The following is a 20800-nucleotide window of genomic DNA, read 5'->3' as shown; positions in this document are numbered from 1 at the left end:
TCCTAGGATCAAATAGTGTGTTTGAAAAAGTAGAATAAAACGCACGCCGTGTACGAAAAAATGGAACACTAAGCCATGTCCGCATTTTCCAAAGAACTGAAGTCCTTTGTGGTTGTGGCCCATTCCGGGTCGATCCGCGCTGCCGCTGAAAAGCTGAACATCTCTGCTCCTGCGCTGAGCAGGCAGATCAAAATGTTGGAAGAAAGCTATGGGAAAAAGCTCCTGATCCGCAGCTCCGAAGGGGTCGTTCTATCCGCCGAAGGGGCGGAGCTGCGCGCGGCGGCGACCGAGTGGCTGGCCGCAGATGTCACCTTGTCCAAACACTTCCATCGCGATCAGAAAAAGGCAGACTTGCGTTTGCGACTTGGCACCATGGCCAGTCTGGTCGACACATGGATCCCGTCCGTGATCGAGCGTCTGGAAGAGAGTTTTAACAACGTCGAACTGGATCTGGTCATCGGTTCAACGGCTGAAATCATCAGTCGCGCCGAAGCGCATGAGCTTGATGTCGTCGTCGCTTTCAACTTGCCCAAACTCACCAGCATGGTCGTCGCGGACACCAAGGAATATCACCTCGGCGTGGTATCCGCACCGGGATATGGGCCGTCGGGTGAAGGGCCGATCTCACTTAAGGAAGCGCTGGATTTTCCGCTGTGCCTGCCCAGTTCGGCGCTGTCAATGCACACACGGTTGATTGGCGAAATCCTCAGCGTGCGGGTCAGCCCGGACGTGCATGTCACCAGCAATTCAGTTCCAGCTATTTTGCACTTTCTCAGGCGTGGTCGCGGCGTCGGCTTTCTGACGTGGCCTGACGTGGCCCATGATGTCGATGCAGGGCGACTAACGTTCCGCCCGCTGGCCGTTCGGCGACTGACCGAGACACTTTCAACAGCGATTTGCCGTGGGAACGACTTAGCGGCTGCAACGCCCGTCGTGATGAGGGCGATTCAAACAACGTTGACTGATCTTGGGGAATAGACCGTGACAGAGGTGCTGTTAACCAGTATCTGACATTTGCGTTTAGACGACTCCCACTTAAGCGACATGCCTAAAGGGCACGTCGGCAAGTGCTTGCTTGGGCCGAAACAGCTCTTAGCAATCCGTTTCGGCCCGAAGGAGACCTTCAGTGCTGGTTCCAGTGCTGCGATGCAGCTTCCCGAAAGCAGACATTGCCAGCATTCCCTACGGTCGCTAACTACATCAAATTTTGAATCATCCGAATGCGCGACGAAACGGAGTTTGACGCTCCTCGCATTTACGAGCGTAACAAGCCCCGAACGCACATTGGTCTTAACCATATTTGGACCCATAAGCGCTGACGTCAGACAGAACCACCGATTTTGGATAATGCTGCCCTTAAAATCAATCGTCATGTATGAACAGCCGCATTCAAAATCAGAAGCACGCGGCTAACACAACATTGCCAGACTGCCAAATGCACAGATATTTGCGACAGAACCGGATCGCTCTGGCGGATCAGTTCGACTGCGCAAAATCCCTTGACTAAGACGACCCCATTGCCGAAAATAATGCCCTAGCTTTTTACCTGCTTAAGTATCTTCTTGAAATTCTGATAAAGTAACAGATGACCTGCATTCTCAACGGTTTCAAAATGCAGTTTGGCCCGATCCGCTATAAACACAGCAACAGCTTTCGGCGTGTAACAGTGATTTTCATCTCCGATGAGGTACGTGATCTTCTTTGTCGGATTATCATAAAGCGGGCGCCAATCGAGCGCCGCCAACTGTAGCTCATGCAAAAAACCATCGTAACTCTGCGCTGTTATGATGTCATGGGCATTGCGAAACCCGGATCGGATGGCATCATCGCGTATGGTCTTTTGATCTTGGGGGCTTTTAAGGTAAGACTTTAGGAACTCGTCGTCAAAGCCGCTTTCGATTTTGGCCAACAAACTGTGGACCAGCATGCGTGCGATTTTCGGGGCACTGCGCAGCACGGACGCGCGGAGGCGCTCGATTTTGCTAAGATGTTGGACATGCGGGCCAGAATAGCTGGGCACAATCCCATTCACGCAGACAACATGTGATACACGTTCGGGGCAGTAATGCGCCATAGCACAGGCAAACATGGCTGAGGTAACATGACCAATGACGGGGCAGGCAGATATGTCTAGCTCATCCAAAAGATGTTCAATATCCGCGCAATGGCGTGCAAAACTTTCAAAGCCAGGCGGGCCATCAGGGTCGCTCTGGCCAAGTCCGGGGCGCCAGACCGTGATAAGCAATATATCACTTTCGAACAAGCACTGCCGCATAAACGGTGTGAGTGTGATCCCACCGATCAACGCCGGAAAAAACAATGCAGGCATGCCACCGCGGGGGCCCGCCATCGCATAACATAGATTGCGACCGTCGGGCAAAACATGTATTTTCTGCGGATCAGCTTCGGCTTGTCCGCCTGAATTATCCGCTGACGATCCAATTGTGAGCTCACCAAAGCTTGCATAAAGCGATACAAGTTCGGTTTGCGAGTTCAGCGAGAGCTTTTTGAGCAATTGCTTGGCTTGCAGCCGCACAGTTCCAACAGAGCGACCGCGGGCCTCGGCCAGGTGTTTCAACCTGCGTCCCATGACAATTGTCCGCACGATGTCCAGTTCCACAGGTGTCAGGTTCATGGCGCTTTTGAATCTTTGCGCCAGACTATCGTTCCAAGACGATGTGAGCGCCACAATTTGACCGACGGTTGTGTTGTCGTCATCATTGGTGACATGTCGCAAGGTGACCTGCGTGAAACCTTCTTTATCTGCCCGGGCAAGGCTAAAGGTTGCAGTCAGCGTCCCCTCAGGGGTTCAATAAGTGCCTTGTTGAACCTTGCGAAGTGGCCCGGCTCAAAATGTATCTGTGAAAGATAGTCGCCGATCGTGACATCAAATTGCTGGCGCGCCGCACGATTCACATAGTTCAGCCGCCCTGTCGCCGACACCAGCATACATGGCCGAAGATCGCTCTCCATCGATCTGACAGAGTGTTTCGGCTTTTCCTTTCTTTCAAGGACATCATGTAACAAATCGGTCGCATTTTCGAAATGTGGCTCAAGCTGGGACAATGACGACGCGACAACCTCATCGGGGGGTGGGGCATCCGGCTGCGGCCCAGCAGCATTGTCAAGCCTTGTGGTCAAAGCATGGAACAAAGCATTATAACGTTCGGTTCCGGCCGACAGTTTATATGCAAGTGCCACAATCTCCGCGTCACTTAGTTCTGCGAATTCGGCCGCTGATCTTTCTAAATTCATCTTCTCAAAAGCTTTCACACGCCCCGAGGGCGCTAAATCATATCGGCCATGTAAAGCAAATCAGGAATTCTGTGCATTGGAATGGTTCCGTGTAAGTCCCAAAAGTTCAATCTCGTTCCGGCGCAAAATGCGCGATTATCCCAACTGGGACATTTGCACCACCATAACCATCCCACAACAAAATGCTGACCTCCTGAACGAGATGTTGCGAACGGCAACTCTTCAGGAGCGATGTGAAACGCTAAATAACGGATGAAATCTATGAGAATGCATAAAATATTTGCTGTTTTGGTCTGTGCGGCCGCAGCGCCTTTTTCGGTAGCCGCTGGTGGTCTTCAAACCGTTGCTCCAGAGTAAATACCGACGATCGCAACCGTGGAAGCACCAATCACAGAAGATTGGAGCGGCTTTTACATCGGTGCACAGCTGGGGGCTGGGGAATTCGTGGGGGTCGGTGGGACTGAGGACTTGAGCGCAGTTGGCGCACATGTCGGCTACATGTATGACTTCGGAAAATTTGTTCTTGGTGGCGAGTTTGCGTATAATAGACTTGATGCCGATCTGGCTGTTGGCACGGCGAATGAAGAGTATGACACCGCTGTGGTCAAGCTCCGCGCTGGCTACGATCTTGGAAAGATCATGCCATATGTTGTCGCGGGTTCGACGGAATTCGACATGTCTATCGACGGAACTTCGGCTGATGGCGCGGGTCCAATGGTGGGTATCGGCATAATGTATGCTGTTGGAGATAACTTTTTGCTTGGTGCCGAGTATTCTTCGAGCCGTATCGAAGACTTTAACGTCACAACAAGTACAGCATCTGGTGTGGATTTGGATATAAATGTGCTGTCTCTTCGCGCGTCATACAAATTCTAGCCATTAATCCAGCGTCGCCAGTTAGGTTAGAACTTCCTTGCAGAACCGAGGGGGTCCACGCGAACCCCCATGATCTGCAAGGGCCAACTTGGTCATACAGCCATCTCAGCATTCAAGCGGTTTGCTGCAGCCGCTGGACAATTGTGGTCAAAGAACACATCTCCGCGGCCAAACGTCGTGTTTGCGACAGAAGCCAATATCCCACATAGGATATTGGCTGTCGGAGCGGACATGCTAAAAATTATCTATCCTGTGCAAGCATTGCACGGTCATCAAGGGACGAAGGGTGGCGATGAAACAGCATATCTTAGAACTGGTTTGGTTTGTGTCAGTCGCAGCCTGCGTTGGAATCGGTTGTGGCTTCCTGACCGGGATTATCGGCCGGCTAGCAAGTGTGAACTTTTTGGGGGCAGATGGATTTGGCTGCGGCTTTACACTGTGTCTTGCAGCTTTGATCTTTCGCAAGTGGCACCGGATGTTCCCGCCTTTGAATGCATAATGCTTGCGTAGCCGCGCATTGGTCACGGCCTGTTTGAACTCAGCGCCGATGGGTCCAAATAGGGTCATTGGCATTGCCAAGTTCTTCTGCCTTTTAGCTGGCTTGAATGAAAATTCCGTCTGATATGCCACGCCTAAAGGGCTGTCGTTTTCCCGTGAAATCATCGCTTATGCGATTTGGGTTTATCATAAGCATCGCCGATATCTCGCGCCTTTATCCCGTTTGGGATATTCCGCCAAATGTCTCCGACACTATTGTTAACCGTGTAATCAGAACCAAGCCAGTCTGCAGGCTTGTATCATCACGTTAGAATGGAATGTGTCTTGAAGTATTTATTTTGCGCCATCGCGACGACAATTGGCCTATCCAGTGCTGCCGCAGCATGCCCCAGCTATAATCAGACAGCGTCCGAGACGCACAGGGTATCCGGGCCGCAACTTTTTGCCAGGAAATCCTACGGTGTTGTGGCAGGTGGGGAGAATTACATTTGGAACTGCCGCCACATCCAGCCTGGCACAGACACAGGTGCGGGCTATTTTACCGCGTCCCCGGATTTCTCATTTCACCTCAGCGAAATGGGCAGGTACCAGCTTGTGCTTAGCGTCGTCAGTGAATGCGACTCTGCTTTGCTGATCAATACCGCTTCAACAAATTGGTACTACGATGATGACGATAACGGAAACCTTGATCCACGTATCGTTCTCACGCGCCCGCTTGATGGCCGGGTTGATGTCTGGGTGGGCACCTATGATGGGGAATACTGTAACGCGCGGTTGGAACTGGAAACCTTCAATCGTTAACGATCTGAAAATGACAGAGAAAACGAATATGAAATGTGTTGTTACGATGTTCTTGTCTGTGATCTGCGCGACAGCTGGCCTTGCAGAAGATCGAACCTACGGGTCCGTCTATCTTAGCGGGCTCGCACGCGTGGATACGTGGCCCTACAATAGTCCGGGCGTTTTTTCAGCAATGGTTTGCAATGTGAATGGGCCAGACGGGTTCTTGTCGGTGCGTGACGGGCCAGGGTCAGAATATGAACAAGTGAGGGCGTTTAACCGATTGGCCATTCTTGAGGTCGACACGAGGGATCGTATCGGCAATTGGGTGCGGGTTGTCAGTGGATCACGGACACACACACCGGCCGGTTATCCGCAAGAGTACCGTGCGCTGCCCGTGCGGGGCTGGGCACATGATAGCTATCTATGTTCGTTTATCGACTGAACGCAGGTTCCATACAAACCCAACCAAAAACTGGCCGCGAAAATCCAATGACATTTGAAAAACGACCTGCTCTTAGTAATATTCTCGTGGCGGTGAATCTGGTTACCGCGATGGGGTTTCTCGCGCTTTTAAGCGTTGGGGTTATGTATCGTCGTATGCTGGTGGTGCCTGAGGTGAGTAGCGGTCACCTGCGGGACTTTCTGGCCTTTGGGATGGAACCGCCTCTGATCGTAACCGGGGTTGTCTTTTCAATCGCGCTGACCTGTTTGTTGTTTGTGTTCAAATCCGGTCAATTGGGTACGGTTGCGGTCGCGCTCAGCGGCTTACCCGACATGATGCTGGTGGTCTTTAGCGTCCTCACGATCGCTGAGGTGTTGCCTTGGGACTATGTGCCGCGCCCAAATAGCGTGATGCATGTTTTGGCGGCATGTGGGTGTTTGCTCGCCATCAAGATCGTGCTGGCGGCATGCCTGATTGGAACCCCTTATTATCCCAAGGCAGAAAAATAGGGATTGGCGACTGGTGTCGGGTTCGACTTTTGACCTGAACTATCGTTTAGCACTTTTCGCATTCGAGCAACGAGCCGAGCAACGATCCAAGTTTCAGGTCGATTGCTTGAAGCCTTAGACATACGGTTCCAACCACCGGTCATTCGCATAAACGCAGCTCTGTCCACGGCCCCTCGCCACCAGCGGGCGTGGCTAGGTAGCCATCTGAATCGGCGGTTGGCTCAAGCAGGTAGGACACGTTCCAGCTTTCACCTTCCCCTTCGCATGTCAGATCCAGCAAAAAGGCCCCACCGCCGATCCGATGGGTAAAGGTCACCGGGCACCGCGCTTCCATGCGGTGAACAAAATCGCCGTCCCACAAAAACAGTGTGTCGGTCTGCACAGTGGCACCGCTTGCAACGGCGCAACCAGCGACATCACCGAAGGATTGGGCCAAGCCGACGGTTGGCGTGGCTATGGACAAAAGGCAAAGAATATGATGTTTCATTTTGATCCTGTTTTTAAGGCATTTCACGCAATTGATCCGACACAATTATCAAGCAATACAGATGCAAAGCTGCGTGAACGGCAGTCAAATCCTTGCCCACAACGCTAAGCGACAGTGCCCCAAACGGAATATCCTATATGGGATAGTACGCCATATTTGTCTGCGGTCAGCACTTATGGATCCAAACAGCGGTATTTGCGACAGAACCCAAGAGATGACCTAAACCGGCTGTGTCGCAAATTTTTGGTTAGCTTGTAGGGCGGCTTTCTGCGGACACCGTTATCCAGCGAGTTCAGCAAATTGTTTGAATGCTGAGGTGCCTGCTTGGCCAAGTTGGCCCTCGCGGATCATGTGTGCTGTTTCGATCCCAGCTAATGTTGCTGCCGCCGAATGGAACGCTTTGCAGCCGAGCATTGGGCGTGTGATCCGCTTGATGAAACGATGATCCCTTGACCGGCAGATGAATGCGCGGCAATCACCGAGAGGGGTGCTCAACGATATTGTTAAGATATTTAGATTGCGCGATGCCGGTGGACCGACCAATACCCGTAAATTTGAGGATGACATTGAGACTCTGCAATCCAACAAGATTTGCTCCACTCTTGTCGAGGACGATACGCTCCGGGATACCGTTGATGCCAACTGCACTTTTGAAAAATTGCCGTGCTGCAGCCGTGTCGCGATTCTGCGCGAGCATGAAATCAAGCGTTTAACCATCACGGTCGACTGCACGGTACAGATAGGTCCACTTGCCCCGAACGTTGATGTAAGTCTCGTCCATGCGCCAGGAACAGGCCGTTGGTCTCTTTTTGGCTTGCGCGTTAGCAGCAATCTGTGACGCGTATTTCACAACCCAACGGTTCAGAGTGGCATGGTCGACATCAACACCGCGTTCGGCCATAATCTCTTCAAGATCGCGATATGAAACCCCGTAACGGACGTAGAAGAAACCGCATATAGAACCACCGATTTTGGATAATGGCTGCCCTTAAAATCAATCGTCATGTATGAACAGCCGCATTCAAAATCAGAAGCACGCGGCTAACACAACATTGCCAGACTGCCAAATGCATAGATATTTGCGACAGAACCTCCCATCATGGACTTCAGCAATTTTAGATTGTGCGGCACGCTCTGTAGGAACATCAGATGTCAGGTAATAGAATTTCAAACATCATGATTCTTCCGGCTTCGACATCCACCAACTGCAACCAATCTGGCGCACTGCCCTTGGCAAGTTCTGTTGCAAAGCCATCGCCGTAGTTTGCACCACGACATAACATCAAATAAACGGCTCCACTTCGGATGACATACTCTTTCATCTCAACTTCAGGCATCTGAAAAGGTAAAAGTCCGTTAGTATACGCATCCGAACTACGGTGGTATGGACCGGATAGTGCTTGGTGGTGCGTCGCCAACAGCAACAACGAACCTAAGTTCATGGGGGTCAAAACTTGCTCCGGAGGCAAATCACCCAACGCCGACATCGCCTCAAAATCACGACAGCTGCCGCTTTGGCTTGCCCCTTGCGCTTGCACCGTAGGCTGCAGTTGTCGCAAGGGAGCTTCGATCAGAAATGGGGCGAGTATGACCACGCTCGCGGCCATAGACTTCGCAGCGTCACCCGCCAGTCGTGTGATCCGCCAGACGCAAAACAAACGCCACAAGCCGTAGCCGGCCAATAGCACCACGGCAGGGGATGTCATAGACAACAATCTGATTTGAGAAAACGATGCCAGAAAACCGACTAAGCTCAGGAACAACAACTGACCCACAGCATCTCGCTGCACAGCATCAACATCCGGGCGCTTTCGTTCTGACCACCAAATCAAAGCAGCAAGCCCGATTGCGCCTACAGCTGGAGTCATCATACTATTATACAAAATTGGAAACTTCGACGCGAATAGGACTGCCGGAAGCGCTTCGTTTATCGAACCACTAATGATCTTCTGCACGACCTCTGGAAGCAAAGCGTAGGGACCGGCAAGGCAGGGGCTAAGAAGTGGCCAAGCCACAGCACAACCAACAATCGTCACCACTCCGCTGATCGCCAGACGAAACAATGGACGCTTGATCAACGGCAACATGCCCGCAGCACTTGCCACAACAGCAATTGCAATCAACGTCAGGACTGGTGTACCAAGCTGATCGCACACTGGATATAGCAAACGCGCGGGCGGTGTTTGACCAATCCAGAACACGATGGCAGCGACAGGCAGCGCAAGACAAAAGGCCAGAAGGCGTCGGCTAGTGCCCTCGGCCACATCGAGAATTGCACGAATAAGCAGCAAAAGACCAAGCACAAGGATGTAGAGCAGGTTCTCCAGCCCAATGGCCAGCGAGAACGCGGCAGAGAATCCGGCTAAGAACCCTGACGTCCATATACGATTGGGCCAAATTGCCGACAATGTCATGACCACCAGCATCACTACTTGCACATTATGATGATCAATGCGGCCCACACTGAAATAAAAATCAGAGGTAAAAGGCCAAAACACCGCACAAAACATTGCAAAACATGCCGGTCCGGGGCCAAAGATACGACGTGTTCCAAACCCGAACATAGCCACCAAAAGCAGCATCAATATCGTGGGCCAGATGGCGACAGCCAACATCTCGGCGGTTTCAATTGGAGCCACCCATGACAGTGTCACGATAATGGCTCCGATCATCGCGTCCAAATACCGCGACCAATGCATCACAACGCCCTCCGGCGGCATCAGCCGGTACTGTGTGGTGTCGTACCAAGCCTGCCCTCCCAGCCAGTCGCGTACAACAACCAGGCGCATGACTTCATCATTTCCTGCGGTCGAAAAGACTGACCGGATGTCACCTGAGGCAACCCCAGCCTTCAGCAAGATAATGGCTATGACAAGGACCAGTACTGCCCAAAAGGCTTTTTCGATTGGAATGCTAGTTCCGTCGATCTTTTGCATGAGAAGAAGCCAATCTTGTAGGGTATCAGGGTTGTTATTCGTAGTCCTGGTAAGGGGCGTCGCGTTGTTCGGTCAGAGCTACTAGACCCGAAATGCGATGTATCGAGCACCACAAAAATTAATGAACATCCCAACAAAGGAACCCGCAACAAGTGCTGAAAGTATCACGAAATCGTCTCTTCCCAAAATGGTAATGACAAGGGAATAGGTCATATAATTCACAGACATACCCGTCAGCTGCACACCCAAATAACGTCGGAAATGCCCCTTGCGGTGTGCGTGATGTGTCGCACCGAACGTCCATTTATGATTCAGTGCCCATGTCGTCACGAGAGCGATCGGGAAAGACATCAAACGTCCTAGGTATGGATTGACACCGAGTGACAAAAATAGCCAAAGCAAGCTCGCGTCAACTATGAAGCCGACAGAGCCGACGACACCAAAGCGCATAATCTGCGTCACTAACTCTGATTTCATCATCAGCCACTGGTCCCTTAGGATAACGTCGCAGATATTACTTATTGTAGACGTTTTTGCCCGATCGATTGAACCTTATCAAGACAACCAAATCGGTTCTGTCGCAAATATCTGTGCATTTGGCAGTCTGGCAATGTTGTGTTAGCCGCGTGCTTCTGATTTTGAATGCGGGTGTTCATACATCACGATTGATTTTAAAGGCAGCCATTATCAAAAATCGGCTGAGCAAGTGTAAAAACTGAGCCTTAAGGGCATGTCGAGCGACTGCCACTGTCGAAGGTGCATGAATGTGCATTCGTCGTGCCGTCCTTGGAGAGCGATCCATACTGCGGTGCGGTCCACAAACCGGACTTTCGCTGCAACAGCGAAATTGGGGGTCTGGCGAATTGACGGATCGCGGACAGTGCGGTTGTCTGGCAGTCTTGTTTGAATGTCTGCTACACTACTTTGGGGCTCCTTGCGGTCCTCGGAGCATGCGCAGCATCTGCAGTTGTTTGGTAAAGTGGCTCATCGAAGACGGCCCAAAGCCGTCGTCTGTCTAAGGTATAATATGCTGCGGTACGGCCCGTCGAACCAGCCATTCGCTGCGACTGCAAAATCTCAGCACAAGCGAACTCACAGTATGGCGGACAGACTAAACCTTGGATCTTCGCTGACGCAGCATTTTTTTGCGTGGGCGGCAAGTCTAACGTTGCAACGCGGCACAAGTCGCCGAACCGGTCATTCGGGCGTGTTGATCTGGTGTGAAGCGGTACCGTGCTTTCGCGGCTGTGAGCACGGACCACCGACACTTGGACGGAACCGCCATTTACAAACGCAGAGTTGCCGATGCAACGTCGGTACGCTTTTTGCGTTTGCGCTTGCTGCACTACGGATGATGCGGTCAAAGCAGTCGCTTTAGTCATATGACCGAGCCACAATCCAAACTTTGGGGGGTGCTGGACACAACATAGCGAGCGACACCAATCTTGGTTTCCCGCTGTTATCGGGGCCACGACTGGCTATCGTGCCTCTAGTCAATACCTCGACAACTCTCGAACTGATTGGCTTAGCTGGCGTGGGCAATTTCATCTACTGTAGGCAACGTAAATGCGTCTATGGGAACAAAATGACATCACGTGGCGAACTAACCGGATACACCCTAGTCATCATTGCTGCATTGTCATGGAGCACTGCCGGACTCTTCACAAGGGTCGTATCGACGGATATAGCCACGACTCTGCTATGGCGCTCTGTATTTGGTGGGCTTGCTGTAATGCTCATCCACTATGGATTGTCGCGCGACAAAGGGCTACAAGATCTGCTTAAGTTCTCAACTGGTGAAGTGATCATTGCAGGTGTCTCAGCCATTGCGATGACTTGCTTCATTTCAGCGTTCTTCTTCACATCAATTGCCAACGTAGCGTTCGTGTACGGTGCGGTGCCGCTGGTGACAATGGTTCTTGCCTGGTTACTTCTGCATGAAACGCCAACCTCTGTCGGGATCATTGCAGCTGTCGGAAGCGCCTTTGGTATCGGTATATTGGCTTGGGGAGGGCAAAGTTTTTTAGATTTTGTCGGGTTAGGGCTTGCAATGCTAATGACGATTTTTATGGCAGCAATCACTGTCCTGGCAAAATATTTCCCGTCAGCCAACTCTTCCAAATGCGCCTATCTGTCAGCATATTTAGCAGTTTTGGTTGTTGCGCCGTTTTCGACCGGCTTTGCCGTATCAACCATAGACTTCACCTGGTTAGCACTCTACGGCCTCGTGAATGTAGGTCTTGGGTTTGGTGTTTACTTAGCCGGGGTATCTAGGATTCCCGCACTGGCAGCGGCGCTTCTCGGACTTTTGGAAATACCCTTAGCACCAGTTTGGGCATTCATGTTGTTTAATGAAGAACTTGGCACAAAAACGGTGCTCGGCGGCGCGTTAGTTGTCGCAGCATCTCTGATATACATCGTCGGAACAGCAAGACGGGCGAGTTCTTAAACTCAGCAATCATGTGTCGTTGCGACAAGGAACCAATCGATAAGGAGTCTTGATATAGGCAGGATAGCTACGTCTCCCATCGCAAACGCACTTTGTATCCATTGTGAAAGTTGAGACTTCCGGTTCCAACTGTGGCGTTGAGTGCGTTTCGAATGATCCGTCCGGACGTACCAAAAAGCCAGTGTCAGTTGATTGTACGACATGATTCCGGTTGCTACTTGCTACAAATGAACCAGTAACATGGGACAGTAAGCGCCCCGCTACCAACCATTTTTCTTCTGACCCACCTGTTGCGCGCGGTACTAAGAAAACATCGATTTCTTCATCAAACATGCTTCGGGCCATTTCTGGCCAAAACAACTCCGTGCAGATCAAGAACGCCACAGTTACGCCGCCAAGTTTCATCGTTCGGAACTGATCGGTGCCCGGCAAAAACCAGTCGGACTCAAACCAGCCAGGTTCGTTGGGAAAAATCTGTTTGGTATGGAGAACTTTCCGATGGGATTCTGATAAAAACATAGCTTGGTTCGCCAACCGACCACGGTAAGCAACCGGCCGAGTGAAAAAGAAGGAACACCCTGTTTCCAACAATGCTTCCTCAATTTTTTCGTGTTGTGCGACCCAGTTACGGGCAAGCGCTGCGTCGAACGGTTTGTTTTCACAGACCCATTTGCCAGCAGGCATTTCGGGTAACAGTATGGCGTCAGACCGCTGATCGAGTGCCTTACGGCAGATACATTCCAGCTGATCAACGAAAGGCGTGTCAGCGGAAGCACCTGTGACAAAAGAAATCCGCATTTGGCCAGCCATCAGTCAGGTATTCGATCGAAAGGGGCACTTGTCTGCGCGGTCGGTGGTGTTTACGTCTGTTATGCCATACTGCCACCATTCTATTTCACCCGCCACGAAACTGCCTAGTTGGGGGCAATGGCTTTGCTGGTCATACTTCTCGATCCTTGATCGAATATTGGCGCGCACCTTTCGACCCGCGTCAGTGTCACCCGCCACGACATCGAAACGTTCTCTTGGATTTATTATAAATAGCAAATGACTGCCCAGGTTTCGGCTACGCCTCTGTTCGTGAGCAGGGCAACTCATGTTGACGAAGATCTGCATCCCGTGAAAGCACATGCTCCAATACGGGTGGTGCGGATCCGTGGAAACTCCCTCTGGCCAGGGCTTCTCATCAAAGTCATGAAGTTGCTGTAGAATCCACCATCCAAACGCATGGTAATCTTCCAATGACTGAGACTGGATGGCATTTTGTGAGAATGCCACGACAAGGGGATAGGCTGTTCCAAGATTTCCATCCCACCGGTCTGACAACTTGACGTACAAGCGTAAGTCATCTGCCAACTGACGGAGTGATTGGCTAAGGTTGTCTTCGACAAAACACAGCTTAACAAGTCCACGAGCGAAAGCGTTTTTTGAAAAGATACAGGGGAATCCTTGCTCATCTTCCAGCCGGAGACTTAGATCGTGGAGCACCGTGTGGTGCCAAGCAGGTGAAGTTTCGGGTATTTCCTTTTGCGCAATAAGCATAGTCGATGCTCCCTTGTCAGTGCTTGGGCAGTTCGCCTCGCGAGAGGTTCGCTAAACTGGCTGCCTGACCTTGGATTTCGTGTCTAAGATCACGGTCGTACAATCGGGAAAGTGGACTCCCAACGGGTCAGGATATGAGATCCCGGTAGGCAGGAAGCCGAACTTCTTCAGGCTGCGGAAGATGCTATTTTTGCTGCTCTGTATACGCACATCCATTGCTACCAGTTCAACAAGGTTCGATTGGCAAACGGTTATGGCACGTTGCATAAGTGCGTCATAAATACCGTTCGGATAACAAGGAAAAGTCATCTTGCGAAAACGGTCTATGACCATAACTCGCGTAATCTCAGCCTTGTTTTTGCAATCACGGAGAACTGTCTTGTCATTTGCTTTTCCTTCGCAGGGAAGGTATCCATTGCATGGAAAAACGACCCTAGCAGTACCGACAGGCTCACCATCGAGATAGGCCAGTAGGTGTACGCATCCGTTATGGAAATCGTCACAGACAAATTTCTCATCCACGTCGGCGATCCAACCGAGCTCCGTTTTGTAGACAGTTGTCCAGACGGAGATGGTATCCTGGGGCGGATCGCCCATATGCTCGATTATCCAGGAAACCATCCCTAATCACTCAAGCAACCTTTGCACCCTTGAAGTGCTTTTGGTGCTCATCGATGTTGACCCAATTTCCATCAAATTGATGGATGCCGCTATGCCAAGTGGCGGAATCATACCAATAATAAGAGGGTACTGGTGGGAGCGGTTCACAGTAAGGCTGTTTCTCCAGATCACAGAGAACAAGAGCTGCTCGAGTGGCCAACATATAGCATGAAAGCGGCGGTGTTACTGCGTTAATCGGGACGTTACCAACATCACCCATCCAATCGAGAATACCATCCAAGTCAGGAAATCGCGGGAGATAATTGAGCTGCATTCTAATGAGGGTGTCAACATCATCCTTATCGAGCTTTTTTCCTTCTGGAATTTGAAAGAGGTCCTTAAGTGTGACCCCTCCTCGCTCGAACTTGTAGATATTTGCGCCCCAACCCCAAACACATGAAGCAAGGATGCACTTTGTGCGTTCGTGGTTCTGGAACGCGTCATGAAGAGCATAGCGTTCAGTTATCAGGTAAACATCGGTTTGGTCGAAAACCAAGTCGCATCCATCGACAAAAGTCTCGGCAGTATGGGTCTGGATCCCTTCTGGGAACACCTCAAGGGTCACATCGCTGACCATTTCGCGAACGAACTCGCCGACAACAATCGCTTTGTTGCGACCTAACGTGTTTTGTCCAGCGCCGAGCTGACGATTGATATTTGATGCTTCAAAGCTGTCGGGGTCGGCTAGTTTAATGTGACCGACGCCAAGGCGGGCTAGTGTCATAGCAAGAAGACCGCCGATACCGCCGCATCCAGCAACGCCCACAACAGAGTCGCGCAGTTTTTCTTGCGACAAGCGTTGCTGAGCTTCGTCTACGCCTAAGAAACAACCGTTGCGATTTACCCGATCCCAGTAAAACTTCTCGTCAAAATTCGCATCGTGGCGAATAATTCTTGGTTTCTTCAACATTTCTCTTTCCTCTCTATTGTTCCCAACTTGACGCGCCAGGATACTGACCGATATTCGCATACCGCATTGTAATTTCTTCATTTTTCGAGATGTCGTCACTGGCCCGAAGTTTCACGGTGACTATGGAGCCATGCTTGTACCATTGAACAAAGGCATTCGGACATGGTGAGTGATTGCAAAATGCCAGCGGGCCAAAAACTAGGTATGGTTCCGCGTGATCTCTGTGCGAACGGTATACCGATGGGTCGAAAAAAATGTACTTGTACAAATCTAAGCGCCGGACGGGGTCCAGATCACACTTCGGAAGTTCGTATGCCGGTGCTTCAACGATTAGGTCTCCCTGGTTGAAAGACTGCGCGGCAACCAAACAGCGCCCTTTGTGAACGCAATTAGAAATCTCCAATTTTGCTTGAAATAACTCGAAACTGGTAGGTTCGCTTAAGTCTTCTATGCTCTCTTTAGTGGCAAGGTTCATCATGTGCTCCTGCAACCTATGATGGTAGATTCAGATTGCCTAACAGCTAGGTTTTTGCAATTCTTAACGCTACGATGAATGGCGAAATGTCATTGATACTGGGCACTCGGACTCCAAGTATGTTTATCGTAACCAATTGAAAGGACGAGATTTTGGAGCTGGAAAGTTTTGGACAAGCGGTTTCCCACCGAAGCCGGGTCGCCATACTCATCGCTCTGTTTGGAGGCAAAGCGCTCCCGGCCAGTGAACTTGCATACCGTGCGCGAATCTCTGGGCAAACAGCCAGTAGTCATTTATCCATTCTCACGGAACTGAACGTGATTAAGGTTAGAAAGTGCGGACGTCACAGGTACTTCGAGTTGGCGAGTGAAGATATTGCCGAAGCAATTGAAGCGCTCGCCACGAAATTAGATCTCAGTATAAGAGAGCCTAAACCTGTTGAAGACCGGCTGCGGACCGGTCGATTTTGTTATAATCACCTGGCTGGAAGATTGGGGACTTCAATCACGGATGTTTTGGTTAGAGGGGGCGTCTTGGCAATGAATGATGAGAGTTTTCAACTACTGGACACAGAACACGTTCTCTTTAGAGCGCTAGAAATTGATCCCCACGTTATTTCAAGAAAAAGGGGACGCTTTGCACCGAGATGTTTGGATTGGAGCGAGCGGCGGCCGCATGTCGCTGGGATACTTGGCTCTTCGATCGCGCAAGGCATGCTTTCTAAGTCGTTTATTGAAAGAACAAGAGATGACCGTTCCGTCACGGTGACAAATCTTGGTAAGAAGTTCCTTGTCAGTGAACTAGGATTGGACAGTGAGCCGAGCGAGTTACTTGTGGGCGTTGAATAAATGGCCACTTTTTGGGGCTGCGCAGCAACAGCAGATTTTATGCACTTGCAGCGATCTATGCTCTGCGAGCGCACGCAACGTAAATCTATGATGACCGCTATGGGCTCATAGCCGCCATCCGTCGACGATATTAAATACTGCGATGCGGCCGGTCGAAGGAGACATTCGCTGCGCCTGCAAATTCTCAGTACAAGCGAACTCACGCAATGCGGGACAAAGTGAGCTTTCGTCGCTGCTGCGCCAATGACTGCTTAGGCAACAATTACGTGATTTGGGGGTAGAACGGGGCCGCTTATGCTTGTTCTTTGCGAATCTTGCCGTGGCTTGTAATCAGTCTTGCGATCGAGCTTACTGCCACAAATCGCACTCGAGTGTTCCAGCTCACCTATCGACCGACTGAAGAGATTCTAGCGCAAGGCAGCAAAAATGATGCGCCCTCTCAATTGCGGCCTCTGGCGTCATGTGGTCCGGGTTCATACAGCATTCTAACCAAAGCCCGTCGATTAATGCCATAACGGCGTCTGCAAGCATTGCCAAATCTGCGCGATCCCCCAAGTGTCGCCGCAACAGGCCCGCGAGGAAATCATAAAACGCAGAGTTCGTTTCTTTCTGAACATCCGCAAAGGCGTCTGTGGTCAGCACTGCGCCCCAAAATGCAACAAGGACGCGCATCTTACGAACATCCCGCAGGTCTTCGGGGAAGAAAGCATGAAGGGCCGCCCTGAGTTGCGCGCTAAGCGTTTGCCCATCATCCGCAAACGATTGTGCCATACGCTGCAAGGCCAGTGTGTTCAGGTCACGATAGCATTCTGCCAGCAGCGTATCCTTGTTTCCAAAATGATGCCGCACAAGGCCCGGTGTGACACCCGCATATTCGGCAATCCTGCGGACACTTGATCCAGAAATCCCGTGATCGGCGACGCAATGCATCGCGCCCTTTATGAGACGCGTTTTTCCATCATCCGGCGGTGTTTTTGCCTGAATTATGGTCAATCCGTGTTCCAGCTTTGCGTCATATCGCACAACCATCTTGCTTTTCCTGCGACTATACAATTGTATAGCCATCATTAGAGAGTGATAGAAGTGTATGAATGACCACAACCGCTGCCAATTCACAACACCCAGCCAATAGTCTGGAGCTGCGAAACCTGCGAAAGACGTTCGGCTCGCTCGAAGTGCTACGAGGCGTTTCGTTGTCAGCACAGAAGGGCGAGGTCATATCGCTGATTGGCGCCAGTGGGTCTGGCAAGAGTACCCTGTTGCGCTGTGTGAACCTGCTGGAAAAACCTACGGCAGGTGACATTATCCTGGACGGCGAAACGCTTGCGCTGAAGACTGGAAAAGCAGGGTTAGAAGCCGCCAACCGACGGCAAGCCGAGAGATTTCGCAGCCGTCTGGGCATGGTCTTTCAATCCTTCAATCTTTGGCAGCACATGACCGTCCTGCAAAACGTTATGGAAGGCCCCCTTCACGTTCAAAAACGCCCCAAGTCTGACGCAATGGCCGAAGCTAAGACCGTGCTTGAACGCGTTGGATTAGGAAAAAAATTCGATGCATACCCTGCGCAACTTTCGGGCGGGCAGCAACAACGTGCTGCGATTGCGCGGGCCCTTGCGATGCAGCCGGATGTGATGCTGTTTGACGAACCGACTTCTGCACTTGACCCTGAACTTGTCGGCGAAGTGCTGAACGTGATCCGCGAATTAGCCGAAGAAGGGCGCACAATGCTGCTTGTCACACATGAAATGCGGTTCGCCCGCGAAGTGTCGGATCGTGTGATCTATCTGCACAACGGAATTATCGAAGAAGAAGGCCCGCCAAGTCAGGTCTTTGACAACCCATCCAGCGACAGATGCCGCGCATTTGTCAGTTCCATTCACCGTTCATAATCAACTGGGAGATAACAATGAAGAACATGATCAAAACAACAGCACTTACCGCTGTTGTCGCACTTACGGCAAGCATGGGCTTGGCAGACGTAAAAGTCGGCATCGCAGCCGAGCCTTATCCGCCATTCTCTGAAAAAGGGGCCGATGGCGCATATACCGGCTGGGAAATTGAAATTATTGGCGCGGTCTGCGCCGCCATGGAAGAAGAGTGCGAAATCGTACCTGTCGCTTGGGATGGCATCATTCCAGCCCTCTTGTCCGAACGGTTCGATGTCATCATGGCCTCGATGTCGATTACCGAAGAGCGGATGCAAACCATCGACTTCACGGATCGCTACTATAGTACACCTGCCGTGATTGTCGGGCCAAAGGACTCTGACATTTCCGGTGATCCGGCCAGCCTTGCCGGTAAAATCGTAGGCGTCCAGGTGGCAACGACACACGCCAACTATGTCGATGCATACTTCTCTGATACTGCTGAGGTGAAAACCTATTCGACCTTCGATGAACACAACCAAGACTTGTTTTCTGGTCGTGTCGATGCGGTTGTGGCCGATAGCCTTGCGTTGTCCGGGTTCCTTGCCAGTGAACAAGGTGCTGGTTATGAAATCAAAGGCGAGCTGATCGATGAGACGATTTTTGGCCCCGGCGTCGGTGGCGGTATTCGTAAAGGTGACACGGAATTGGCCGAGCGTTTGAACGCAGCAATCGCCCAGATCCGCGCCGATGGGACCTATCAGGAAATTTCTGATAAGTACTTCGACTTCAACATCTACGGCGGCGAATAAGCCAAAAGGGTGTCGGCTTTTTCCGGCACCCAAATTTTTCATGAACTCTGTATTTGATCTTTTGGCCCTACAGCCACCCGGATGGGGCGGGGCGTTGCTGCGCGGACTGGTATCAACCATTCAGATCGCGCTTGGGGCTTATGCTTTGGGCCTGTGCATCGGGTTCTTCGGGGCCTTGGGGAAAATCTATGGCGGCCCGGTGCTGCGCTGGTCATTGGAGTTCTACACAACCCTAATCCGCGCGGTCCCTGAATTGGTGCTGATCCTGCTGCTTTACTACGCAGGGACGGATTTGTTGAACGCGGTGCTCACATCTCTTGGTTTTGAGAGGGTGGAAATCAGCGGTCTTTGGGCAGGCATCTACGTGATTGGGTTTGTGCAGGGAGCCTATTCAACAGAAGTTTTTCGCGGTGCCCTGAACGCTGTTCCGCGCCAACAGATTGAGGCAGCCCAATCCATCGGCATGTCGCCAATCTTGATGCACCGCCGTATTATCATTCCTTTGATGTTGCCGTTTGCGTTGCCGGGGTTGGCAAACCTCTGGCTGATCACGACGAAAGACACAGCGCTGCTTGCGGTGGTTGGCTTTAGTGAACTCGCGCTTGAAACGCGGCAGGCCGCCGGGGCGACGAAGGAATATCTGACGTTTTACCTGGCCGCAGGGGCGCTTTATCTGGCCCTGACGCTTGTCTCGACCCTGTTGTTTAGCCTGCTCGAGCGGCGGTTGCGGCGCGGAGAGGCGAAGGTGCACTGATGGTCTGGGACTGGCTACCGGAATACGCGCCTCGCTTTGCTGAAGGGATATGGCTCACGCTGCAATTGCTGGGGCTGTCGATCTTTTTTGGCATGATGTTGGCGGTGCCAATCGGGTTGGTGCAAGTGACCGGACCTTGGCCGTTAGCTTGGGCTGCCCGGGCGTTCTGCACTGTCATTCGTGGTACGCCGCTGCTGATCCAGCTTTGGCTGGTGTACTATGGGCTGGGTTCGTTGTTCCCCTCGATACCCGGCATTCGCGAAACAATGATCTGGTCGTTTCTGCGCGATGCATTTCCCTATGCTGTGTTTGCCTTCACGCTTAGTGTTGCGGGCTACGAAGGTGAAATCATGCGCGGTGCATTCAAAGGCGTGCCCAAAGGCGAACTGGAAGCAGCGCGCGCCATTGGTATGTCACCTCTTCAGGTCTTGCGCCGGGTCTGGCTGCCACGCGCCTTGCAAAACGTCTTTCCAACGCTCGCAGGTGAGTTTATCCTGACGCTCAAGGCGACACCACTTGCCGCGACGATTACTGTCTTCGAAGTCTACGGCGTCGGGTCGATTGTCCGACAGGAAACCTACCGCGTTTATGAACCCCTGCTGTTTGTCGCCGCCATCTACGTCTTTTTGACCCTTTGTCTTGTGGTGCTCTTCCGCTTTTTGGAAAACCGCCGCAAGATCCCCAACACCTAATTCAGAG

23 protein-coding genes and 1 pseudogene are annotated in these 20800 nt (G+C 51.5%); 12 read left to right on the top strand and 12 right to left on the bottom strand.

Annotation, left to right across the window (positions count from 1 at the left end; genetic code table 11):
• The first annotated feature begins 75 nt into the window (after positions 1-75).
• Complete coding sequence (locus tag AABB29_RS09395; RefSeq protein ID WP_341367169.1) at positions 76-978, top strand: LysR family transcriptional regulator; 903 nt, start codon at positions 76-78, stop codon at positions 976-978.
• 556 nt (positions 979-1534) lie between these two features.
• Here AABB29_RS09395 and AABB29_RS09390 read toward each other — a convergent pair.
• Complete coding sequence (locus AABB29_RS09390) at positions 1535-2737, bottom strand: alpha/beta fold hydrolase (protein ID WP_341367170.1); 1203 nt, start codon at positions 2735-2737, stop codon at positions 1535-1537.
• A gap of 53 nt (positions 2738-2790) precedes the next feature.
• Positions 2791-3273: a hypothetical protein gene (locus AABB29_RS09385; protein ID WP_341367171.1), complete on the bottom strand. Its 483-nt coding sequence runs from the start codon at positions 3271-3273 to the stop codon at positions 2791-2793.
• Between the two features lie 357 nt (positions 3274-3630).
• Here AABB29_RS09385 and AABB29_RS09380 point away from each other — a divergent pair, with 357 nt between their 5' ends.
• From AABB29_RS09380 to AABB29_RS09360, 5 genes are all read left to right on the top strand, one after another.
• Positions 3631-4131: a porin gene (locus AABB29_RS09380; protein ID WP_341367172.1), complete on the top strand. Its 501-nt coding sequence runs from the start codon at positions 3631-3633 to the stop codon at positions 4129-4131.
• A gap of 292 nt (positions 4132-4423) precedes the next feature.
• Complete coding sequence (locus AABB29_RS09375; RefSeq protein WP_341367173.1) at positions 4424-4630, top strand: hypothetical protein; 207 nt, start codon at positions 4424-4426, stop codon at positions 4628-4630.
• Between the two features lie 323 nt (positions 4631-4953).
• Positions 4954-5430 (top strand): hypothetical protein, encoded by a 477-nt coding sequence (locus tag AABB29_RS09370; protein ID WP_341367174.1) that lies wholly within the window; start codon positions 4954-4956, stop codon positions 5428-5430.
• Positions 5431-5440: 10 nt separating this feature from the next.
• The gene (locus AABB29_RS09365) at positions 5441-5854 is read left to right on the top strand and encodes a hypothetical protein (RefSeq protein WP_341367175.1); all 414 of its coding nucleotides are present in this window, start codon (positions 5441-5443) and stop codon (positions 5852-5854) included.
• A gap of 143 nt (positions 5855-5997) precedes the next feature.
• Entirely contained in the window at positions 5998-6363 is a 366-nt protein-coding gene (locus AABB29_RS09360; RefSeq protein ID WP_341367176.1) for a hypothetical protein, read from the top strand.
• Positions 6364-6502: 139 nt separating this feature from the next.
• Here the strand turns inward: AABB29_RS09360 and AABB29_RS09355 are convergent, their stop codons facing one another.
• The 4 genes and pseudogenes from AABB29_RS09355 to AABB29_RS09340 all read right to left on the bottom strand — a co-directional run bounded on the left by AABB29_RS09355 (position 6503) and on the right by AABB29_RS09340 (position 10266).
• The gene (locus AABB29_RS09355; RefSeq protein WP_341367177.1) at positions 6503-6850 is read right to left on the bottom strand and encodes a hypothetical protein; all 348 of its coding nucleotides are present in this window, start codon (positions 6848-6850) and stop codon (positions 6503-6505) included.
• A gap of 279 nt (positions 6851-7129) precedes the next feature.
• A pseudogene (locus tag AABB29_RS09350) lies at positions 7130-7855 on the bottom strand (IS6 family transposase).
• A 140-nt stretch (positions 7856-7995) separates the two neighbouring features.
• Positions 7996-9786: a hypothetical protein gene (locus AABB29_RS09345; protein WP_341367178.1), complete on the bottom strand. Its 1791-nt coding sequence runs from the start codon at positions 9784-9786 to the stop codon at positions 7996-7998.
• A gap of 81 nt (positions 9787-9867) precedes the next feature.
• Positions 9868-10266, bottom strand: coding sequence for a GtrA family protein (locus AABB29_RS09340; protein ID WP_341367179.1), 399 nt, complete (start codon positions 10264-10266; stop codon positions 9868-9870).
• 1105 nt (positions 10267-11371) lie between these two features.
• Between AABB29_RS09340 and AABB29_RS09335 the strand changes: the two genes are divergently transcribed.
• Entirely contained in the window at positions 11372-12235 is an 864-nt protein-coding gene (locus AABB29_RS09335) for a DMT family transporter (RefSeq protein WP_341367180.1), read from the top strand.
• A gap of 9 nt (positions 12236-12244) precedes the next feature.
• On the opposite strand, the gene AABB29_RS09330 is transcribed toward AABB29_RS09335, so the two are convergent.
• Genes AABB29_RS09330 through AABB29_RS09310 form a run of 5 tightly spaced genes read right to left on the bottom strand, consistent with a single transcriptional unit; the run spans position 12245 to position 15822 of the window.
• Complete coding sequence (locus AABB29_RS09330; protein ID WP_341367181.1) at positions 12245-13033, bottom strand: carbon-nitrogen hydrolase family protein; 789 nt, start codon at positions 13031-13033, stop codon at positions 12245-12247.
• Positions 13034-13048: 15 nt separating this feature from the next.
• Positions 13049-13777 carry a YqcI/YcgG family protein gene (locus tag AABB29_RS09325; RefSeq protein WP_341367182.1) on the bottom strand — a complete coding sequence of 243 codons (729 nt, stop codon included), beginning with the start codon at positions 13775-13777 and terminating at the stop codon, positions 13049-13051.
• Positions 13778-13828: 51 nt separating this feature from the next.
• Positions 13829-14374: a hypothetical protein gene (locus AABB29_RS09320; protein WP_341367183.1), complete on the bottom strand. Its 546-nt coding sequence runs from the start codon at positions 14372-14374 to the stop codon at positions 13829-13831.
• Between the two features lie 34 nt (positions 14375-14408).
• Positions 14409-15347 carry a ThiF family adenylyltransferase gene (locus AABB29_RS09315; protein WP_341367184.1) on the bottom strand — a complete coding sequence of 313 codons (939 nt, stop codon included), beginning with the start codon at positions 15345-15347 and terminating at the stop codon, positions 14409-14411.
• Positions 15348-15360: 13 nt separating this feature from the next.
• A complete protein-coding gene (locus tag AABB29_RS09310) occupies positions 15361-15822 on the bottom strand; it encodes an SET domain-containing protein (protein WP_373636914.1) in 462 nt (153 codons plus the stop codon).
• Positions 15823-15974: 152 nt separating this feature from the next.
• Between AABB29_RS09310 and AABB29_RS09305 the strand changes: the two genes are divergently transcribed.
• On the top strand, positions 15975-16670 hold the full coding sequence (locus tag AABB29_RS09305) for a helix-turn-helix domain-containing protein (RefSeq protein ID WP_341367185.1): 696 nt from the start codon (positions 15975-15977) through the stop codon (positions 16668-16670).
• Between the two features lie 381 nt (positions 16671-17051).
• Here AABB29_RS09305 and AABB29_RS09300 read toward each other — a convergent pair whose 3' ends face one another.
• Positions 17052-17699: a TetR family transcriptional regulator C-terminal domain-containing protein gene (locus tag AABB29_RS09300; RefSeq protein ID WP_341367186.1), complete on the bottom strand. Its 648-nt coding sequence runs from the start codon at positions 17697-17699 to the stop codon at positions 17052-17054.
• Between the two features lie 62 nt (positions 17700-17761).
• Between AABB29_RS09300 and AABB29_RS09295 the strand changes: the two genes are divergently transcribed.
• The 4 genes from AABB29_RS09295 to AABB29_RS09280 are packed head-to-tail and all read left to right on the top strand — an operon-like array spanning position 17762 to position 20793.
• A complete protein-coding gene (locus tag AABB29_RS09295; protein ID WP_341367187.1) occupies positions 17762-18559 on the top strand; it encodes an ATP-binding cassette domain-containing protein in 798 nt (265 codons plus the stop codon).
• Between the two features lie 17 nt (positions 18560-18576).
• Positions 18577-19347, top strand: a complete 771-nt coding sequence (locus AABB29_RS09290; protein ID WP_341367188.1) for a transporter substrate-binding domain-containing protein — start codon at positions 18577-18579, stop codon at positions 19345-19347.
• A gap of 40 nt (positions 19348-19387) precedes the next feature.
• A complete protein-coding gene (locus tag AABB29_RS09285) occupies positions 19388-20101 on the top strand; it encodes an ABC transporter permease subunit (protein WP_341367189.1) in 714 nt (237 codons plus the stop codon).
• Positions 20101-20793: an ABC transporter permease subunit gene (locus AABB29_RS09280; RefSeq protein ID WP_341367190.1), complete on the top strand. Its 693-nt coding sequence runs from the start codon at positions 20101-20103 to the stop codon at positions 20791-20793. Before AABB29_RS09285 ends, AABB29_RS09280 begins: the two co-directional genes overlap by 1 nt.
• Positions 20794-20800 lie beyond the last annotated feature (7 nt).

This window comes from Yoonia sp. BS5-3 (genome assembly GCF_038069655.2).
Classification (GTDB): Bacteria; Pseudomonadota; Alphaproteobacteria; order Rhodobacterales; family Rhodobacteraceae; genus Yoonia; species Yoonia phaeophyticola.
Note: the sequence above shows the minus strand (reverse complement) of the source record. Positions and strands in the feature narration are given on the sequence as shown.

Coding starts and splice junctions, on each gene's coding strand:
- AABB29_RS09335 (WP_341367180.1), top strand. CDS start 11,372: ATGACATCACGTGGCGAACTAACCGGATACACCCTAGTCATCATTGCT.
- AABB29_RS09330 (WP_341367181.1), bottom strand. CDS start 13,033: ATGCGGATTTCTTTTGTCACAGGTGCTTCCGCTGACACGCCTTTCGTT.
- AABB29_RS09320 (WP_341367183.1), bottom strand. CDS start 14,374: ATGGGCGATCCGCCCCAGGATACCATCTCCGTCTGGACAACTGTCTAC.
- AABB29_RS09340 (WP_341367179.1), bottom strand. CDS start 10,266: ATGATGAAATCAGAGTTAGTGACGCAGATTATGCGCTTTGGTGTCGTC.
- AABB29_RS09325 (WP_341367182.1), bottom strand. CDS start 13,777: ATGCTTATTGCGCAAAAGGAAATACCCGAAACTTCACCTGCTTGGCAC.
- AABB29_RS09285 (WP_341367189.1), top strand. CDS start 19,388: ATGAACTCTGTATTTGATCTTTTGGCCCTACAGCCACCCGGATGGGGC.
- AABB29_RS09345 (WP_341367178.1), bottom strand. CDS start 9,786: ATGCAAAAGATCGACGGAACTAGCATTCCAATCGAAAAAGCCTTTTGG.
- AABB29_RS09295 (WP_341367187.1), top strand. CDS start 17,762: ATGACCACAACCGCTGCCAATTCACAACACCCAGCCAATAGTCTGGAG.
- AABB29_RS09300 (WP_341367186.1), bottom strand. CDS start 17,699: ATGGTTGTGCGATATGACGCAAAGCTGGAACACGGATTGACCATAATT.
- AABB29_RS09365 (WP_341367175.1), top strand. CDS start 5,441: ATGACAGAGAAAACGAATATGAAATGTGTTGTTACGATGTTCTTGTCT.
- AABB29_RS09395 (WP_341367169.1), top strand. CDS start 76: ATGTCCGCATTTTCCAAAGAACTGAAGTCCTTTGTGGTTGTGGCCCAT.
- AABB29_RS09360 (WP_341367176.1), top strand. CDS start 5,998: ATGTATCGTCGTATGCTGGTGGTGCCTGAGGTGAGTAGCGGTCACCTG.
- AABB29_RS09315 (WP_341367184.1), bottom strand. CDS start 15,347: ATGTTGAAGAAACCAAGAATTATTCGCCACGATGCGAATTTTGACGAG.
- AABB29_RS09355 (WP_341367177.1), bottom strand. CDS start 6,850: ATGAAACATCATATTCTTTGCCTTTTGTCCATAGCCACGCCAACCGTC.
- AABB29_RS09310 (WP_373636914.1), bottom strand. CDS start 15,822: ATGAACCTTGCCACTAAAGAGAGCATAGAAGACTTAAGCGAACCTACC.
- AABB29_RS09290 (WP_341367188.1), top strand. CDS start 18,577: ATGAAGAACATGATCAAAACAACAGCACTTACCGCTGTTGTCGCACTT.
- AABB29_RS09280 (WP_341367190.1), top strand. CDS start 20,101: ATGGTCTGGGACTGGCTACCGGAATACGCGCCTCGCTTTGCTGAAGGG.
- AABB29_RS09375 (WP_341367173.1), top strand. CDS start 4,424: ATGAAACAGCATATCTTAGAACTGGTTTGGTTTGTGTCAGTCGCAGCC.